Below are 15303 nucleotides of genomic sequence, written 5' to 3'. Positions count from 1 at the left end.
TTCTGACGACAAGGATCCTCTTGGGTGACTGACCGACCATACGGGAGACCGCCCCATGCATATCTCGACCTTGACCACAGCCCTTACGTCTCTGCTGCCTTCCCTGCTGCTGGGACTGACGCTGATGCTCGCCACGCCGACGCTGGTCGCCGCGGATGATCGCCATCGCGCGCAGGGCCAGCACGGCGAGCGCCACAGCACGCCGCACAGTCGCCACGAGGCGATCAAGCGCCGCCATCTCAGGATGTTCGACGAGCCGCGCGTGGAGCGCCATCACTCGCGTCATGACATCCGCCGCCATGTCCCCAAGCGCCGCTACTATCAGCATGGGCGCCTTGAGCACGACCGCTACCGCCCGTACTACTACCAGAACCATGACTCCGGCCGGCATGGCATCCGCCGCTACCATAACGGCGTGAGCATCGGCATTCCGGCGATCCGCATCAATATCAACTGAGCTTGCGCACTCTCATCAGGCCACGCCAGCGCCTGATGCCCAGAGATGACGACGCCCAGAGCTGACGACGCCCCCGCAGGCTGACCTGCGGGGGCGTCGTTCGTCTACGTGATGAGTCTTGCCTGAGAGTTGATCAAGCGGCCTTGGCAGGCTCGGCGAGTTCGGTGATCAGGCCCTTGAGCACCTGCCAGAATTCACCGACCGACTCGATCTCGACCCGCTCGCTGGGCGAGTGGGCACCGCGAATCAGCGGCCCGAAGGAGATCATCTCGAGCTGGGGATACTTGGCCCCCAGGATGCCGCACTCGAGTCCGGCATGGATGACCTTGATCTCCGGCGCACGGCCGGTGACGCTCTCGTGCAGGCTGCAGAAGCGCGCCAGCAGCTGCGCATCCGGCGCCGGCTGCCAGCCCGGATAGGCATTCTCGGCCACGGTGGTCGCGCCGATCAGCGCAAAGAGCCCACGAATGCGTTGCTCCATCATGGTCACGGCATCATCGCGCAGCGAACGCACCAGCGCGCAGAGATGGAAGCGCCCCTCGCGCAGCTGCACCACGCCGAGGTTGTTGGAGGTTTCCACCACGCCTTCCACCGCCGCGCTCATGCGCTCGACCCCGTAGGGCGCGGCATCCAGCACCGCGACCAGCCGCTGGGTGTCCTCGACGGACAGCGCATTCTCGGCGTTGCCACGGGTCACGCTGAGCGAGACATCCGGGTCCGTCTCGCGCAGCTCGGCGCGAATCTGGGCCTCGAAGTCCGCGAGTCGCTGGCGTGCGGCGGCGACGCGCTCGTCATAGATCACCACGCCGACCGTGGCCTCACGCGGCAGGGCATTGCGCAGCGTACCGCCAGACCAGCTGACCAGACGCGGCTTGAACTCGGCCAGCGCGACCAGCGCGCGTGACATCAGGCGATTGGCATTGCCGCGACCACGATGGATATCGAGCCCGGAATGGCCGCCGACCAGGCCGCCGATGGTCAGCTCCAGCTCCGCTTCGGCATCCTTCAGGGACGAGGTGGCAAACTCGTGGGCGACATTGATGTCCGCACCACCGGCACAGCCGATATAGACCTGCCCGCGGTCTTCCGAATCCAGGTTGAGCAGGTAGCGCCCTTCCAGCCAGTTCTCGGCCAGATTCAGCGCGCCACCCATCGAGGTTTCCTCCTCGAGGGTGAACAGCGCTTCCAGCGGACCGTGCACGAGGCTGTCGTCTTCGAGAACGGCCAGCGCCGCCGCGACGCCGAGACCGTTGTCGGCCCCCAGAGTGGTGCCGCGCGCCTTGAGCCAACCGTCTTCCAGATAGGTGTCGAGGGAATCACGCGTGAAGTCATGATCACTGTCGCTGGCCGCCTGGGCGACCATGTCGAGATGGCCCTGCAGCACGATGCCCGCTGCGCTCTCGTGGCCGGGCGTGGCGGGCTTGCGCAGACGCAGGTTGCCGAAAGCGTCGCGATCATGAGTGAGACCACGCGCTTCGGCCCAGTCGATCAGGTAGGCCACCAGCGCGGCTTCATGCCCGGACGGGCGCGGAATATTGCACAGAGTGCGGAAATGACGCCAGAGGATGGCGGGGTCCAACGTATCGATATGCTCATTCATGGCGAAGATTCCTGTTCTTGTCATCAATGAGCATACGGAACAGCGGACGGGCGTGGCTAGTGGTTGTCGACACCTATCGATCAGCGACTTCGAATATGCAAGGATGACAATCACGACCCTGCTGACAGCTGCATGCCATTCCCCACCTTCATCGGAGCCTTTATGCCTCGTCGACTACTGCTGCTGACCGCCATCTCCGCCACTGCTGGCCTGCTGATGCTGAGTGGCTGCTCGCCGATTCCTGACATGCCTGGCCCGATCGGTATTCCGGGCCTCTGAACCGCGACCGGCCGCTCTACTCTTGTCAGACAGGCTTGACCGATGCTCATGTCAGATGAGCTTGTCAGACGGCCTTGTCATTCGCTCTGTTCGATCAGGCGCCCGGCGGCCGCTCGGCACCAGCGATCGCGCCCCTTGCGGCCCACGATGCCCTGCCCCTCGGCCCAGCTGATGAAGGCAGGCGAATCCTGTCCGCCGAGCGCCAGCACCAGCCCGTGACGCGACGCCTCATCAAGTCGTGAAGGCTTACTGGCCTCGAGTGCTGTCTCGAGCCACGGCCGTACCAGCGCCAGCCCCCCGCCACCACGGCGATACCAGTCCAGTCGCTGCGCGCATGCGGCTGGCGTCAGCGTGGCCAGGTCAGTTTCACTTCCTTGCTGCCGCAGTCTGTCGGCCAAGACGGGCGGCAAGCCGTGCAGCTCATGCGTGAGCAGGCTGGGCAGCAGGCGCTGGAAGTCCTGCTGCAGCGCGCCGAGCAAGGCATCCTGCGCCAATTGCCCGCGCGGCGCAGACTCTCCACTCCCGCTCTCGCCGATGGCCTTGCCCATCATCACCGCGTGCTCGCCACTGGCGGCATCGCGCTTGAGGCCCATGCGCAGCGGCACGAAGCCCTGCGCCAGCCAGAAGGCGACCAGATTGGCCTCGGCCCCGAAGCTGGTGCCGAGTCGCGTGACGCCTGCCGTCAGCGCCTGCTGCTCCAGCGCCTTGAGCAAGCGCGCGCCCTGACCACGCCGCCACAGCGCGGGATGCACCGCGATGCGCAGCACCCGCCACCAGCGGGCCTCGGCGGCGCCCTGGTGGCCTGCATGCGCCGCCAGCGACTGTGCCAGCAGGTGCCCGCGCGGACGCCGCTTGCCGCACCAGATGTCATGCGCCAGGGGCGTCGGGAAGCCGCCCTCCTCGACGGCGGCCACCACCCCCAGCCAGGCATCACGCCCAGTCGTGACGTCGCGCTGACGAATCGCCATCAGCGTGAGTCCCGGCGTGTCGAGCAGCTGGCGCAGGTCCGCCGGTGTAGTGCGGTAATGCGCCTGCACCAGCAGGCCGAACAACTGCCGCAACGCCGCCTCGTCACGCGCCAATGCATCACGCTCCAGTACGACAATGTCGCAGCCCTCCAACCACTGCTGAGCATTCTTCGCGCATGGCTCAGGCAGCTCAGGCAGCTCAGGCGGCTGCGCCGAGAGCAGCAGCAGGTCATCGGTCAACGCCTCCAGCGGATCGCCGGGCGCCCAGCGCACGGGCGTCGTCATCTCCAGCGCCTGCCAGCCAGGACACTGACGCTCGAGATGATGGCGAAACCGCAGCTGGAAGCCGCGACCGGTGCCTTCATAGCCATGCACGGTGGTGGCGAAGGCGATGCGCGGAAAATGCGCCAGATAGCCCTTCAGCAAGGGTGTGGGGATGGCGGCGGCCTCATCGACGAACAGCCGCGGCAGCAGCTCATCGTGACAGGCGTGACGAGCCGCCTCGATGGCATCCGGCGCCAGAAAGCGCAGTTCGCTGCCGGATGCCGTGTCGCCCTCCGCCTGTCCAACCGGCAGCCGGAAGACATTGCCCTCGCGCTGCCCCCGGGGCAGCAGTGCCGCCAGGCGTTCGAAGATCGCGCTGACCGCCGCAGGGCGTGGCGCCGTCAGCCAGACATCCTGCCCCGCCGCCAGACAGCGCGCCGCCGCGATGCCCAGCGCACCACTCTTGCCACGCCCTCGATCCGCGCTGATCACCACGGGCCGCGCAGGCGCCAGAGCCGCCAGCGCAGCCACGCTGGCGGCCTGGTCCTGCGTCAGGCAGTCACTGTCGGCGATGGCGTCTGCTCGCGCCGCCTGATCGCCGCTTTGCAGCGACGGCGCAGGCAAGTGTCCGCCCTGTGGCCAGTGCAGCACACTGGCATGCGATGAGAGACGCCGCGCCAGCCGCGCCAGATAGCGTGCCGTCAGCTGCTGCCGCTCGAAGGGCCAGTGAGCCAGACGCGCATGATCGCCATCCGGCACTGGCGCAGGGTCTGCCGCGGCCCAGGCGGCAGGCGTCATCAGTACCAGCAGGCCCCCCGCCTTCAGGGTGCCGGCCACGGCGCCGAAGGCATCGGGATCGAAGCCCGTCGCCGGCTGCGCCGCATCGAAGATGACCAGTGACTGCTCACCGCCCAGCTGAGTGGCGGCCTTGGCCATCGCCAGCGCACGCACCGGCGGCGCGCCCGCTGTCGACAAGGCTTCACCTGTGCCCAGCCACAGCGGGACAGGCTCAGGCGCTGGCCACCGCTCGCAGATCGCCTGCGCGGCGCCAGTGGGGTCATCGCCGCTGATCCACAGACAGGCACGCTGACGCCGCGCGAGCAGATGTTGATGCAGCGTTCGGCACCACGCCTCGAGGGCGGGCAGGTCACTGCGAGAAGGAGAATCTGAAGGAGGAGTCGTCATGTCGCGCAGCATGCCGCATGGCAGCGCGCCAGACCAGATGAGCAGACCAGATGGCGCGAGAAAGTCGCGATCTGCTCGGCGCTGCCGCCAGGCCTGCCACTCGCGCCTGTTACTTGAGAAGAAGCTCATACTCATACAACGCCCCGTTGCAAGATGAGCAACGCAAGCGGCGCAGGGATGAGAATGGTTATATTTAGGCTTATCGGGATAATGAAGCTCCACTTCCCATCATTGCGAGTCCCCCCGATGCCACAGCGTCACTCCCTCACCACTGCTCTGCCCCGCGCGCTCAAGCCTTGCCTGCTCGCCCTGAGCCTGGCGGCAACATTCGTGGCGGGTCAGGCCTCGGCACTCGAATACCCGATCGGCACGCCGGTCAAGGAAGGCGGCATGGAAATCGCTGCGGTCTACCTGCAGCCGGTGGTGATGGCCCCGGCCGGCAAGCTGCCTGCCAATCAGGCCGATATCCACCTGGAAGCCGATATCCACGCGCTGATGGAAAACGACAACGGCTTTGCGCCGGGCGACTGGATTCCCTATCTCGGAATTCACTACACCCTGACCAGGCAGGGTGGCGAGGCGCCGATCGAAGGCGAGCTGGTGCCGATGATCGCCAATGACGGCACCCACTACGGCAAGAACGTCAAGCTGGATGGCCCGGGCAAGTACCACCTGACCTTCGAGATCCAGCATCCGGACATGCCGCGTCATATCGACAAGGAAACCGGCGTCGCCGAGTGGCCGCAGACCATCACCACCGACTACGACTTCGTCTATGCCGGCGTCGGCAAGAAAGGCGGCTACTGAGCGCCGCTCTGCCCTTTCTGCATGACCCTGAATGTCTGCATCCCGTGAGGCGGCCATTGCCGCTTGCTCCTTCGATGGCCGCCTGTGCTGACCTGCACTCGCGGCCATTGGTCGCTCTACCACCAGCGCCTTGCGCTGGTGTCAGTGTGCGCTTTCCCTCATCGTCCGGAGTGTCCCATGCGCCTGACCTCTTTCTTGCCCTCCCTCTTGCCCTCTCGCCTGCCCCGTCGAGCAAGCGCCCTGCTGCCCGCGCTCGTCATGTTGCTCGTGGCCCTTTTGCTCGTGGCTCTGCTGCCTCGCCCGGCGGCCGCCAGCGACATGCCGTCCTACGACCTGACCCTCGACAACGGCAAGCTCATTCCTGAGGTCCTTGAGGTGAAGGCGGGCGAGAAATTCGTCATCCAGCTGCACAACGCGGGCAATACGCCGGCCGAATTCGAGAGCAACTCCCTGCGCAAGGAGAAGGTGCTGGCGCCGGGCGTGAAGTCGTTCGTCGTCATCCATCCGCTGCGCGCGGGCAGCTATGACTTCTTCGATGATTTCCACCTGCCGGACGCGCGTGGCAAGGTCGTCGCCGAATAAGCTCGGCCACCCTGTGCCAATGACGCCTTTTTCGTCATCGATGGCGCGCACCGATCGTCAGTAGAAGAGAGTCCGCATGTTTGATCAGATCCTGTTTATCGTCTGGCGTGAAAGCGTCGAAGCCATTCTCGTCATCGGCATCATGCACGCCTGGCTGGTGCAGTCCGGCACCCACGCGGGCCTGCGCTACCTGTGGGGCGGGGTCGTCGCCGGCCTGGTGCTGGCCGGCCTGATGGGGGCGGCGCTGATGGGCGCCAACACCTGGCTGACCGGCACCGCGCAGGAAGTCTTCCAGGCCGTACTGGTACTGACCGCCTGCCTGTTGATCACCCAGATGGTGCTGTGGATGCGCACCAAGGGCCGCACGCTCAAGGCTGAACTCGAGAGCGGCCTGGCCAGCGCCGTCTCCTCCGGCAGCTACTGGGGCGTGGCGACGCTGGTCGCCATCGCCGTGGCGCGCGAAGGCGCGGAAACCGTCGTCTTCCTCTATGGCATGGGCGCCGCCAGCCTGCAGTCCGGCGGCATCGCCAGCTTCGCGCTGGCTGCGGGCCTCGGCTTCGCCCTCGCGGTGGCGACCTTCATGGCGCTGCAGCTCGGTTCACGCCTGTTCTCGTGGAAGCTGTTCTTCCGCGTGACCGAAATCCTGCTGTTGCTGCTGGCGGCGTCACTGCTGATGTCGGGCCTCGAACAGCTGATCGGCCTCGGCTATCTGCCGGCGGGCCTCGACCCGCTGTGGGATTCCAGCTGGCTGCTCGATGATGGCAGCGGCCTCGGCGGACTGCTGGCGACCTTCGCCGGCTATCGCGCCTGGCCTGCCACGACGATGGTGGTCGGCTATCTCGGCTACTGGGTCATCGTCGCAAGCCTCATGAAGCGTCAGCGCAAGAGGGAGCGCGTCGACCAGCGCCGTCAGCTCACTGCCCGCGCGCGCAGCTGAGTTCCCCTTACGCGACCCGTCAGTCAGGAGAGAGACATTCATGGCCAATTGCGGCACCGGCTCCTACGCCGCCACCTCCGACATCATCGCCAGCGATGGCGCTACCTCGCCGGCCCGTCAGGCCACGCGCATCGCACGCTTCGGGCAGGCGATGCAGCAGCGGCGTGGCCTGATCCAGCTGGTGCAATGGCTGGTGGTCGGCATCTATGCCTTTCTGCTGGTGGTGCCTGCGTTGCTGCCACTGCCGGATTACCAGGCGCATATCCTCACCAACCTGACGGTGTTTGCCGAGTTCGTGTTCTGGGGGCTATGGTGGCCCTTCGTGCTGATCAGCATGGTGCTGATGGGGCGCGTGTGGTGCGGTGTCTTCTGCCCCGAAGGCACCCTGACCGAAGCCGCCAGTCGCATCGGCCTGGGTCGTCCGATCCCCCGCTGGATGCGCTGGGGCGGCTGGCCCTTCGTGGCCTTCCTCGGCACCACGCTCTACGGCCAGCTGGCCAGCGTCTATCAGTACCCGCTGGGCGCACTGGTGGTACTGGGGGGCTCGACGGTGGCCGCGATCATCGTCGGGCTGATCTACGGCAAGGGCACGCGGGTCTGGTGCCGTCAGCTGTGTCCGGTGAATGGCGTCTTCAATCTGCTGGCGCGCCTGTCACCGACCCACTTCCGTACCGACCAGGCCCGCTGGAACGCCCACAACCAGGCTGTCCGTCAGGGCAACGCCGTGCGCATGCACGCCCCTGACTGCGCGCCGCTGATTCCGCTCAAGCAGCTCGACAGCGCCGGTGACTGCCATGTCTGCGGACGCTGCAGCGGCTACAAGAACGCGATGCAGCTGGAGTGGCGTGCGCCGGGGGCAGAGCTGGTCGAGCCGCCGCAGCCGGTGCGCTTCACCCACTACTCGGTGCTGGTGTTCGGCCTGCTCGGCATCGCCATCGGCGCCTTCAGCTGGAGCGCCAGCCCGTGGTTCGTCGCCCTCAAGCAGCAGCTGGCTTTCTGGCTGATCGATCACGACCTGATGTGGCCGCTGACCACCACCCTGCCGACCTGGATTCTGACCAACTACCCCGAGCACAACGATGTCTTCAACCTGCTCGATGGCAGTCTGATCACGCTGTGGATCGTAGTCGGTGGCGGCCTGCTGGGCGCGCTCACCAGCCTGCCGCTGCTGCTGGGCAACTGGCTGATGGGTGGCAAGGCGACGCTGTCACGCCTGTGGCACCTCTCGCTGAGCCTGATTCCGCTGGGCGGGCTGGGCGTGTTTCTCGGCCTCTCCGCCACCACCATGACACTGCTGCGCGGTGATGGCATCAATCTCACCTGGGCCAATGATCTGCGCGCCACCCTGCTGGCATTGGCCTGCCTGTGGGGGCTGCGGCTGGCCTGGCGCATTACCGGTGAGCAGCGCAACGGCGAGCAGCACAACGGTGAGCAACGCAACGGCGGCCTGCTCGCCGGCAACGCTGCACGGCTGGTCGGTACCGCGAGTGTCGCGCTGGCCTGCCTGCCCGCACTGGGCATCTGGTATCTGATGTTCTGGGGCTGGTGACGCCCTGCTGGCTGGATGCTGGCTGACTGACAGAGGCTCAAGGCCTGACACACCAAGGCTTGAAACACCAAGGCTTGAAAGACAAAGACCCGCCGATTGGCGGGTCTTTGTCTTTCAGCGACATGCGGCGTTTTCTCAAAGTACGATCAAGGAGCCTTCAAGGCGCCATCAGTGCGCTGGGCGCTGTTCGCCACTTTCGCTGGCATCCGCCTTGCTGGCCGGGTCTTGCGGGCGACGGAACAGGAAGGCCGCCACGCTGCCGAGCACATAGACCGCACCCAGCCACAGGAAGATATTGTCGAAGGCCAGCACCTCGGCCTGGATGCTGATGCGCTGGGCGATCATCTGCACACCGGCCTGCCACGGATCAGCCAGCCCCGCGAAGGTCGACTGATAGCTTGCCAGCTGATCGATCACCACCTGGCGGCTCTGGTCGATGGCCCCGATCATCTGGTTCCAGTGATAGTCCTCACGCAGCTCGCGGATGGTGTCGATCAGCGCCAGTCCCACCGCGCCGCCCAGGTTGCGCATCACGTTGAACAGACCACTGCCGTTGCCTATCTCGTGGGGCGCCAGACGTCCCATCGCCAGCCGGGAGACCGACAGCAGCACCATGATCTGGCCCGCGCCGCGGATCACCTGCGGCCAGAAGAAGTCATCGAAGCCCGAGTCCGAGGTCAGGTGCACGTTCATGCCGGTGCCGAGACCGGTCAGCACCAGGCCGATGCATAGCATCAGGCGCAGGTCGATGCGGTCGGAAAGCTTGCCCGCCACCGGCGCCATCAAGAACATCACCACGCCGCTGACGAACATCACCTGCCCGATCTGCACGCTGGAGAAGCCGGAAATCGAACCGAGAAACAGCGGCACCAGATAGACCAGCCCGTAGAGCACCACGCCGATCCAGAAGCCGATGATCGCCCCCAGCGCGAAGTTGCGGTCCCTGAACACCCGTAGGTCGACGATGGGGTTGCTGGTCGTCAGCACGCGCCAGAAGAAGCCGACTGCCGACACCGCGCACACCACACTCCAGAACAGGATCAGCGAACTGGCGAACCAGTCATCGCCGGGCCCCTCCTCGAGCACGAATTCGAGGCTGCCGAGAAAGACCGCCATCAGCGCCAGGCCCAGCGTATCCAGACGACTGAGCAGGCCGCGGTCGCCGCTGTCGATCTCCAGATTGCGCCACACCAGCGTTGCCACGATGATGCCCGGCACCAGATTGACCAGAAACAGCCAATGCCAGCTCATGTATTCGGTGATATAGCCGCCGACGGACGGCCCGATGGAGGGCGCCATGGTCGCCACCAGGCCTATCACCGCCTGGATGCTGCCCATCATGCGGCGCGGGAAGATCGAGAAGCTGGCCGCCTGGGTCAGCGGAATCATCGCCCCGCCCATGAAGCCCTGAACCGCACGCAGCACGATCAGGGCTTCCAGCGAGGTCGAGAGCGCACAGCCCAGACTCGCCAGCGTGAAGCCCAGCGCCGAGACGGTCAGCACCAGCCGCGTCGAGAAGATGCGCGCCAGCATGCCGGAGAGCGGAATCATCACGATCTCGGCGATCAGGTAGCTGGTCTGCACCCAGGAAATCTGGTCCTGACTGGCGGCCAGGCCCGCCTGCAGCTCGTTGAGCGAGCTGGACACGATCTGGATATCCAGAATCGCCATGAACATGCCGAACACCGCGGCCACGAAGCCGATCTGCTGGCGGCGCGTCGGCATGTCACTGGCGGTGCCCGCGGGGGGCTGGCTCGGGGGCTGTCTCGGGGATTGAGCCGAGGACTGGGTCGTCTCGGCCATGCTTACTGCGCTCCGCGATCAGCGCTGGCGACCTGCGCGGCATCGGGCGCGAGGACGTCCCTGGAGAGGCTATCGACGGCATAGGTGCCGGTGTCCGCAAGCTCTCGTGTATCGACGCTGGGGATGACCGACAGACCGGCGCGCAGACGCGGCAGCGCATCCGCTGGGCCGGTCAGGCGAATGCGCACCGGCACACGCTGGACGATCTTGTTGAAGTTGCCGGTGGCGTTGTCGGTCGGCAGCAGACTGAACTCGGTGCCGGTCGCCGGCGCCAGGCTATCCACCACGCCCTCAAACTCGATGTCCGGGTAGGCATCCACCTCGAGACTGACCGGCTGGCCGACGCGCATGCGCTCGGTCTGGGTTTCCTTGTAGTTGGCCACCACATAGGCGCTCTTCACCGGCACCAGCTGCATCAAGGTCAACGAGGCGCTGGCCATGGTGCCCACCTCGACACTGCGATTGCCGACCACGCCATCCTGCGGCGCGTAGATCGAGGTCTTCTCCAGCTGGTGGCGCGCGTAGGCGAGATCCGCCGCTGCTGACACCACCTGGGCACGCGCCGACTCCAGCTGCGCCTTGTAGACCTCAAGCTGCTGCCGGGCAGACACCAGCGCGGCCTGCTTCTGGGCAACGCTCGCCTCGGCGGTTCGCAGGGTCACCTGGTCATCTTCATAGGACTGACGCGAGGCGTAGCTGCGGCTCTCCAGACTTCTGGAGCGCTTGAGGTGCAGCGCCGCCTGATCGCGTTCGGCCTTGGCCGAGGCCAGCGCGGCCCTGGCCTCGTCGATCTTCGCGCCTTGCAGGTCCAGCTGACGCTCGGCCTGGACTTCCCCGGTACGGGCGTTGTCCAGCGCGGCACTGGCCTGGTCCAGATTGGCCCTGGCATCTTCGTCATCCAGCTGCACCAGCAGCTGCCCCTTCTTCACCGGCTGGTTGTCATGCACCAGCATGCGCGTCACCCGCGCGGTGACCTCGGAGCGCACCGCGATGCTGTCGGTACGCACATAGGCGTTGTCGGTCTCCTGCATGAAGCGCCCGACCTGCCACCATTCGACCCCCATCACTCCGCCAGCGATCACGCCCGCCACCACGATGAGTGCCACGACACCCTTGCCTGCCTTGTTCATTCGGCGACTCTCTCTTGCTGCCTGTCGGTGACAGGCGTGTAATCTGTCTGACGCTGCGGATGAGGCGGCCACGGCGCTTGCGAGCGCTCAGGCCACGGCTGTCATCTTGCATCGCCACAAAGTGTAATGAATACTACACTTACTTGAGGCAGCCCCGACAGTTTCGACAGACAGCGTCTCTCGTTCGCAATATCGCAATCTTGCCTGTTTCAGGCGGTTTCCGGATCACAGACAGGACACTCACATGACTGATTCGCCCTCATCAGAGACCGCCCCTGACTCGGGAAGCACCACGACTCGCGCCTCACCGCGCGGGGAAGCACGCCGCAAACGCCAGCTGGAAGTCGCGCGCGAACATTTCCTCGAACACGGCTTCGCCGCGACCAGCATCAATGAGATCGCCCGGCAGGCCGGCGGATCACTGGCAACGCTGTATCGTAATTTCGGCAACAAGGACGGCCTGTTTCTGGCCGTGATGCAGCAGGAGGCGCAGACGGTGTGGTCGGTGATGGACCACGAAGCCAACGAGACACGCAGTGTCGAGGAAGCGCTGGAAGACTTCGGCATGGCGATGCTGGCGCTGGCCCTCGCGCCCGAACTGATCCGCCTGTTCCGTGGCCTCGCCTTCGAGAGCGGCCGCAACCCGCAGCTCGGCAAGCTGTTCCTCGACAACGGCCCCAAGCTGACCCGACAACGCCTGGCAGGCTACCTGTCGCGTCAGGTCGCCCAGGGCCACCTGCCGTCCACCGGCCTCGGCCAGGAACCGCTGGCCGCCGCCAACCTGCTCACCGGCATGCTGCTCAACCCGCTGCATGTCGACGCCCTGCTCGGCTGCCCACCCGACACCGCAAGTCCTGAACAACTCCGCCCACATGTCAGACGCTGTGTGCGCGTCTTTCTTGCTGGCTTCGGTGCCAGTTAGAAAGCTTGCTGGCTTCGGAGCAAGTTAGAGAGCTGGCAGGTTTCAGTGCCAGTTAGAAAGCTTGCTGGCTTCGGAGCAAGTTGAAGAGCTGACAGGTTTCGGTGCCAGTGAGAAAGCTTGCCGGCTTCGGTGCAAGTTGAAGAGCTGGCAGGTTTCGGGGGCAAGTCAGAGAGCTTGCCGGCTTCGGAGCAAGTTAGAAAGCTTGCTGGCTTCGGTGCCTGATCATCGGCCCACTGACACGAAGACGCCGAGTCGACTGACTCGGCGTCTTCGTGTGCAAGAAAGATGATCTGCGGGAAATCAGCGATGGCCGCCAGGCGAGTGGCCTCAGGCGGGCCTTGGCTGGCGCAGGCGTGACAGCCACCCGCCACTGCGTGCCTGGGCGCGTACGCCGGGGAAGTTGAGTTCGACCTGACGCAGGCACAGGGTCAGCAGGATGGTCAGCACGAGGTAGATGGCGCCGATGAACAGCAGCGGCTCGTAGGTGAGGAAGTTCTCGTCGCGGATGATGTTGGCGACCTGCAGCAGGTCCATCATGGCGATCGTCGAGACCAGCGGCACCGACTTGAGCAGCAGGATCATCTCGCCGGTCAGAGTCGGCAGGCACAGCTGGATGGCGCGCGGCAGCCACAGGCGACTGAAGACCTGAAACGGCCCCATGCCGAAGGCACGGCCCGCTTCCCGCTCGCCCGGCGGCACGCTGAGCAGCGCCCCGCGCAGGACTTCACCGGAGTAGGCACCCACCGAGAGGGTGAAGGTCAGGGTGGCGTAGAAGAACGGGTCACGCAGGATGCCCCAGAACATGCTCTCGCGAATGCCGGGAATGCCTTCCAGCAGCCGGCCGATGCCGTAATAGAAGAAGAACAGCTGCACCAGCAGGGGCGTGCCACGCATCACAATGGAGACGCCACTGGCCAGCCAGGCGAGAGGCCTGGGGCCCTTGATGCGCGCCATCGCCATGCCGACCGCCAGCGTGAAGCCGAGCACGGCCGACACCACCAGCAGCACCAGGGTGTTGATCAGTCCTGTCCACAGCGATTCCTGATAATAGGGGTCCGATAACCAGCTGAAATCCATGTCACGCCTCCTGGGCGGAAATATCGGGTTCACCGCGGCGCACGTAGCGCTCCAGACGACTGAACGCGGCGCTCGAGGTCAGGGTCATCAGCAGATAGAGCAGCCCCGCCACGCTGTAGAACAGGAAGTAGGCGCGCGAGCTGGCGGCCGCCTGCTGCACGGTGAAGAACAGCTCGCTGAAGCCGATGACGCTGATCAGGGCGGTGTCCTTGATCAGGATCAGCCACAGGTTGGACATGCCCGGCAGTGCGTTGGGCAACATGCCCGGCAGCGTGATGTAGCGAAAGCGCGCCATGGGCGAGAAGCCGTAGGCATCGGCCGCTTCCAGCTGGCCCTTGGGAATGGCCAGGATGGCGCCGCGAAAGACTTCGGTCATGTAGGCGCCCTGCACGAAGGCCAGTACGCCGACGGCGGTGACGAAGCCGCTGATCTCGACCTTGCCCGCGATACCCAGCGCGTTCATCAAGGCGGTGAGCGCCTGGGAGCCGCCGTAGTACAGCAGGATGATCAGCAGCAGTTCCGGCACCGCGCGCACGGCCGTCGAATAGCTGGTGGCCAGCGCGCGCAGCGGCGCCCAGGGGCTGAGTCGAGACGCCGCCCCCACCAGCCCGAGCAGCAAGCCGATGGCATAGGCGGCGAAGGCGATCTGCAGGGTGGTGACGGCACCGGCGAGTATCGGGGCCGCCCAATCGGCGAGCCCTTCCTGGGCGAACTGGGACATGATCAGCGTCCTTCTCGTATCAGTAGGAAATGGCGGATGCGATACGCGAGGCGTGCTGACCGGGCGACCTCAGCCGTCCGGCCAGCACGCGCAGGATCAGCCCAGGCAGACGTCGGTATCGAAGTACTTGTTCGAGAGCGCCGTGCAGGTGCCGTCCGCGTAGACCTGGTGGATGGCGCCATCGAGCGCCTCTTTCAGCGCGCCATCTTCCTTGCGTACCCCGACACCGGCACCGATGCCGTAGGCTTCGTGCTGCGGCGTGGTCGCCTTGATCTCGAAGTTGCTGGCCTCGTCACGCTTGATCAGTGCGCTCATGGCGATCTCGTCGGCCAGAATCACGTCCACGCGCCCGGAGAGCAGGTCACTGTTGACCTGCTCCTGCTGGTCATAGAGGCGCACATCGACGCCAGTGCTGCGCAGCGCTCGACGCGCGAAGTTGGCGTGGGTGGTCGCCGCCTGGGTGCCGAGAATCTTGCCGTCGAGGCCGTCCGGAATCTCGAGCTCGAGATCCTTGGCGGCCACGTAGGCGCCGGGCGAGTTGTAATAGGGGATGCTGAAGTCGATGACCTTCTCGCGGGCCTTGGTGATGGTCATCGAATTCATGATCATGTCGATGCGGCCGGCCTTCAGCGAGGGAATGATGCCGCTCCAGCCGGTCGGGGTAATCTCGCACTCACGCTGCATGGCGTCACAGATCGCCTCGGCCAGTTCGACCTCGAAGCCGGTCCACTCGCCGCTGGCGGAGGTGTAGGTGAAGGGCGGGTAAGGTTCCGCGGAGATGCCGATCTTGAGGGTGTCGGCGGCATGCACCTGAGCGGCGCCCAGCGTCAGTCCACCCAGCGTCAGTCCCCCCATCATCAGGGCGCCGGCCAGCTTGCGCAGCGCAGAGGTGGGAGTGGAATCAGAGGCAGAACGCGTTCCGCGCGCGGTCAGTGAAGGTGTCTTGGCAGCGAATCCAGCGTCGTTCATCAAGGTCATCAGGCCATCTCCTGGCTGTTGTTGTGGGTCCATCTACGTCATGG

13 protein-coding genes are annotated in these 15303 nt (G+C 65.5%); 6 read left to right on the top strand and 7 right to left on the bottom strand.

The features are described 5' to 3' along the window. The first annotated feature begins 55 nt into the window (after positions 1 to 55). Positions 56 to 457 carry a hypothetical protein gene (locus H2O77_RS01195; RefSeq protein WP_215823728.1) on the top strand — a complete coding sequence of 134 codons (402 nt, stop codon included), beginning with the start codon at positions 56 to 58 and terminating at the stop codon, positions 455 to 457. Positions 458 to 590: 133 nt separating this feature from the next. Here the strand turns inward: H2O77_RS01195 and H2O77_RS01190 are convergent, their stop codons facing one another. Continuing rightward, complete coding sequence (locus H2O77_RS01190) at positions 591 to 2057, bottom strand: aminoacyl-histidine dipeptidase (protein WP_215823727.1); 1467 nt, start codon at positions 2055 to 2057, stop codon at positions 591 to 593. Between the two features lie 356 nt (positions 2058 to 2413). Then, entirely contained in the window at positions 2414 to 4753 is a 2340-nt protein-coding gene (locus tag H2O77_RS01185; protein ID WP_215823726.1) for a GNAT family N-acetyltransferase, read from the bottom strand. A 246-nt stretch (positions 4754 to 4999) separates the two neighbouring features. On the opposite strand from H2O77_RS01185, the gene H2O77_RS01180 reads away from it, so the two are divergent. The 4 genes from H2O77_RS01180 (at position 5000) to H2O77_RS01165 (ending at position 8628) form a co-directional block, all read left to right on the top strand. Beyond that, complete coding sequence (locus H2O77_RS01180; protein WP_054555234.1) at positions 5000 to 5560, top strand: iron transporter; 561 nt, start codon at positions 5000 to 5002, stop codon at positions 5558 to 5560. Between the two features lie 177 nt (positions 5561 to 5737). Further along, positions 5738 to 6142, top strand: coding sequence for a cupredoxin domain-containing protein (locus tag H2O77_RS01175; RefSeq protein ID WP_225347486.1), 405 nt, complete (start codon positions 5738 to 5740; stop codon positions 6140 to 6142). Between the two features lie 76 nt (positions 6143 to 6218). Continuing rightward, entirely contained in the window at positions 6219 to 7079 is an 861-nt protein-coding gene (locus tag H2O77_RS01170) for an FTR1 family protein (protein ID WP_215823725.1), read from the top strand. Positions 7080 to 7119: 40 nt separating this feature from the next. Beyond that, entirely contained in the window at positions 7120 to 8628 is a 1509-nt protein-coding gene (locus tag H2O77_RS01165; RefSeq protein WP_215823724.1) for a 4Fe-4S binding protein, read from the top strand. Positions 8629 to 8796: 168 nt separating this feature from the next. Here the strand turns inward: H2O77_RS01165 and H2O77_RS01160 are convergent, their stop codons facing one another. Beyond that, positions 8797 to 10431 (bottom strand): DHA2 family efflux MFS transporter permease subunit, encoded by a 1635-nt coding sequence (locus H2O77_RS01160; protein WP_215823723.1) that lies wholly within the window; start codon positions 10429 to 10431, stop codon positions 8797 to 8799. Positions 10432 to 10433: 2 nt separating this feature from the next. Then, complete coding sequence (locus tag H2O77_RS01155) at positions 10434 to 11561, bottom strand: HlyD family secretion protein (RefSeq protein ID WP_215823722.1); 1128 nt, start codon at positions 11559 to 11561, stop codon at positions 10434 to 10436. A gap of 244 nt (positions 11562 to 11805) precedes the next feature. Here H2O77_RS01155 and H2O77_RS01150 point away from each other — a divergent pair, with 244 nt between their 5' ends. Next, on the top strand, positions 11806 to 12483 hold the full coding sequence (locus H2O77_RS01150; protein ID WP_107335663.1) for a TetR/AcrR family transcriptional regulator: 678 nt from the start codon (positions 11806 to 11808) through the stop codon (positions 12481 to 12483). A 327-nt stretch (positions 12484 to 12810) separates the two neighbouring features. Here the strand turns inward: H2O77_RS01150 and H2O77_RS01145 are convergent, their stop codons facing one another. The 3 genes from H2O77_RS01145 to H2O77_RS01135 form a co-directional block, all read right to left on the bottom strand. Continuing rightward, complete coding sequence (locus tag H2O77_RS01145; RefSeq protein ID WP_215823721.1) at positions 12811 to 13560, bottom strand: ABC transporter permease subunit; 750 nt, start codon at positions 13558 to 13560, stop codon at positions 12811 to 12813. 1 nt (position 13561) lies between these two features. Then, positions 13562 to 14281 (bottom strand): ABC transporter permease subunit, encoded by a 720-nt coding sequence (locus H2O77_RS01140; RefSeq protein WP_215823720.1) that lies wholly within the window; start codon positions 14279 to 14281, stop codon positions 13562 to 13564. Positions 14282 to 14377: 96 nt separating this feature from the next. Beyond that, a complete protein-coding gene (locus tag H2O77_RS01135) occupies positions 14378 to 15259 on the bottom strand; it encodes a transporter substrate-binding domain-containing protein (RefSeq protein ID WP_240548666.1) in 882 nt (293 codons plus the stop codon). Positions 15260 to 15303: the final 44 nt, after the last annotated feature.

Origin of the sequence: Cobetia sp. 4B, assembly GCF_018831605.1 — a bacterium.
Taxonomy (GTDB): domain Bacteria; phylum Pseudomonadota; class Gammaproteobacteria; order Pseudomonadales; family Halomonadaceae; genus Cobetia; species Cobetia amphilecti.
This window is presented reverse-complemented; position numbering and strand designations above follow the sequence as displayed.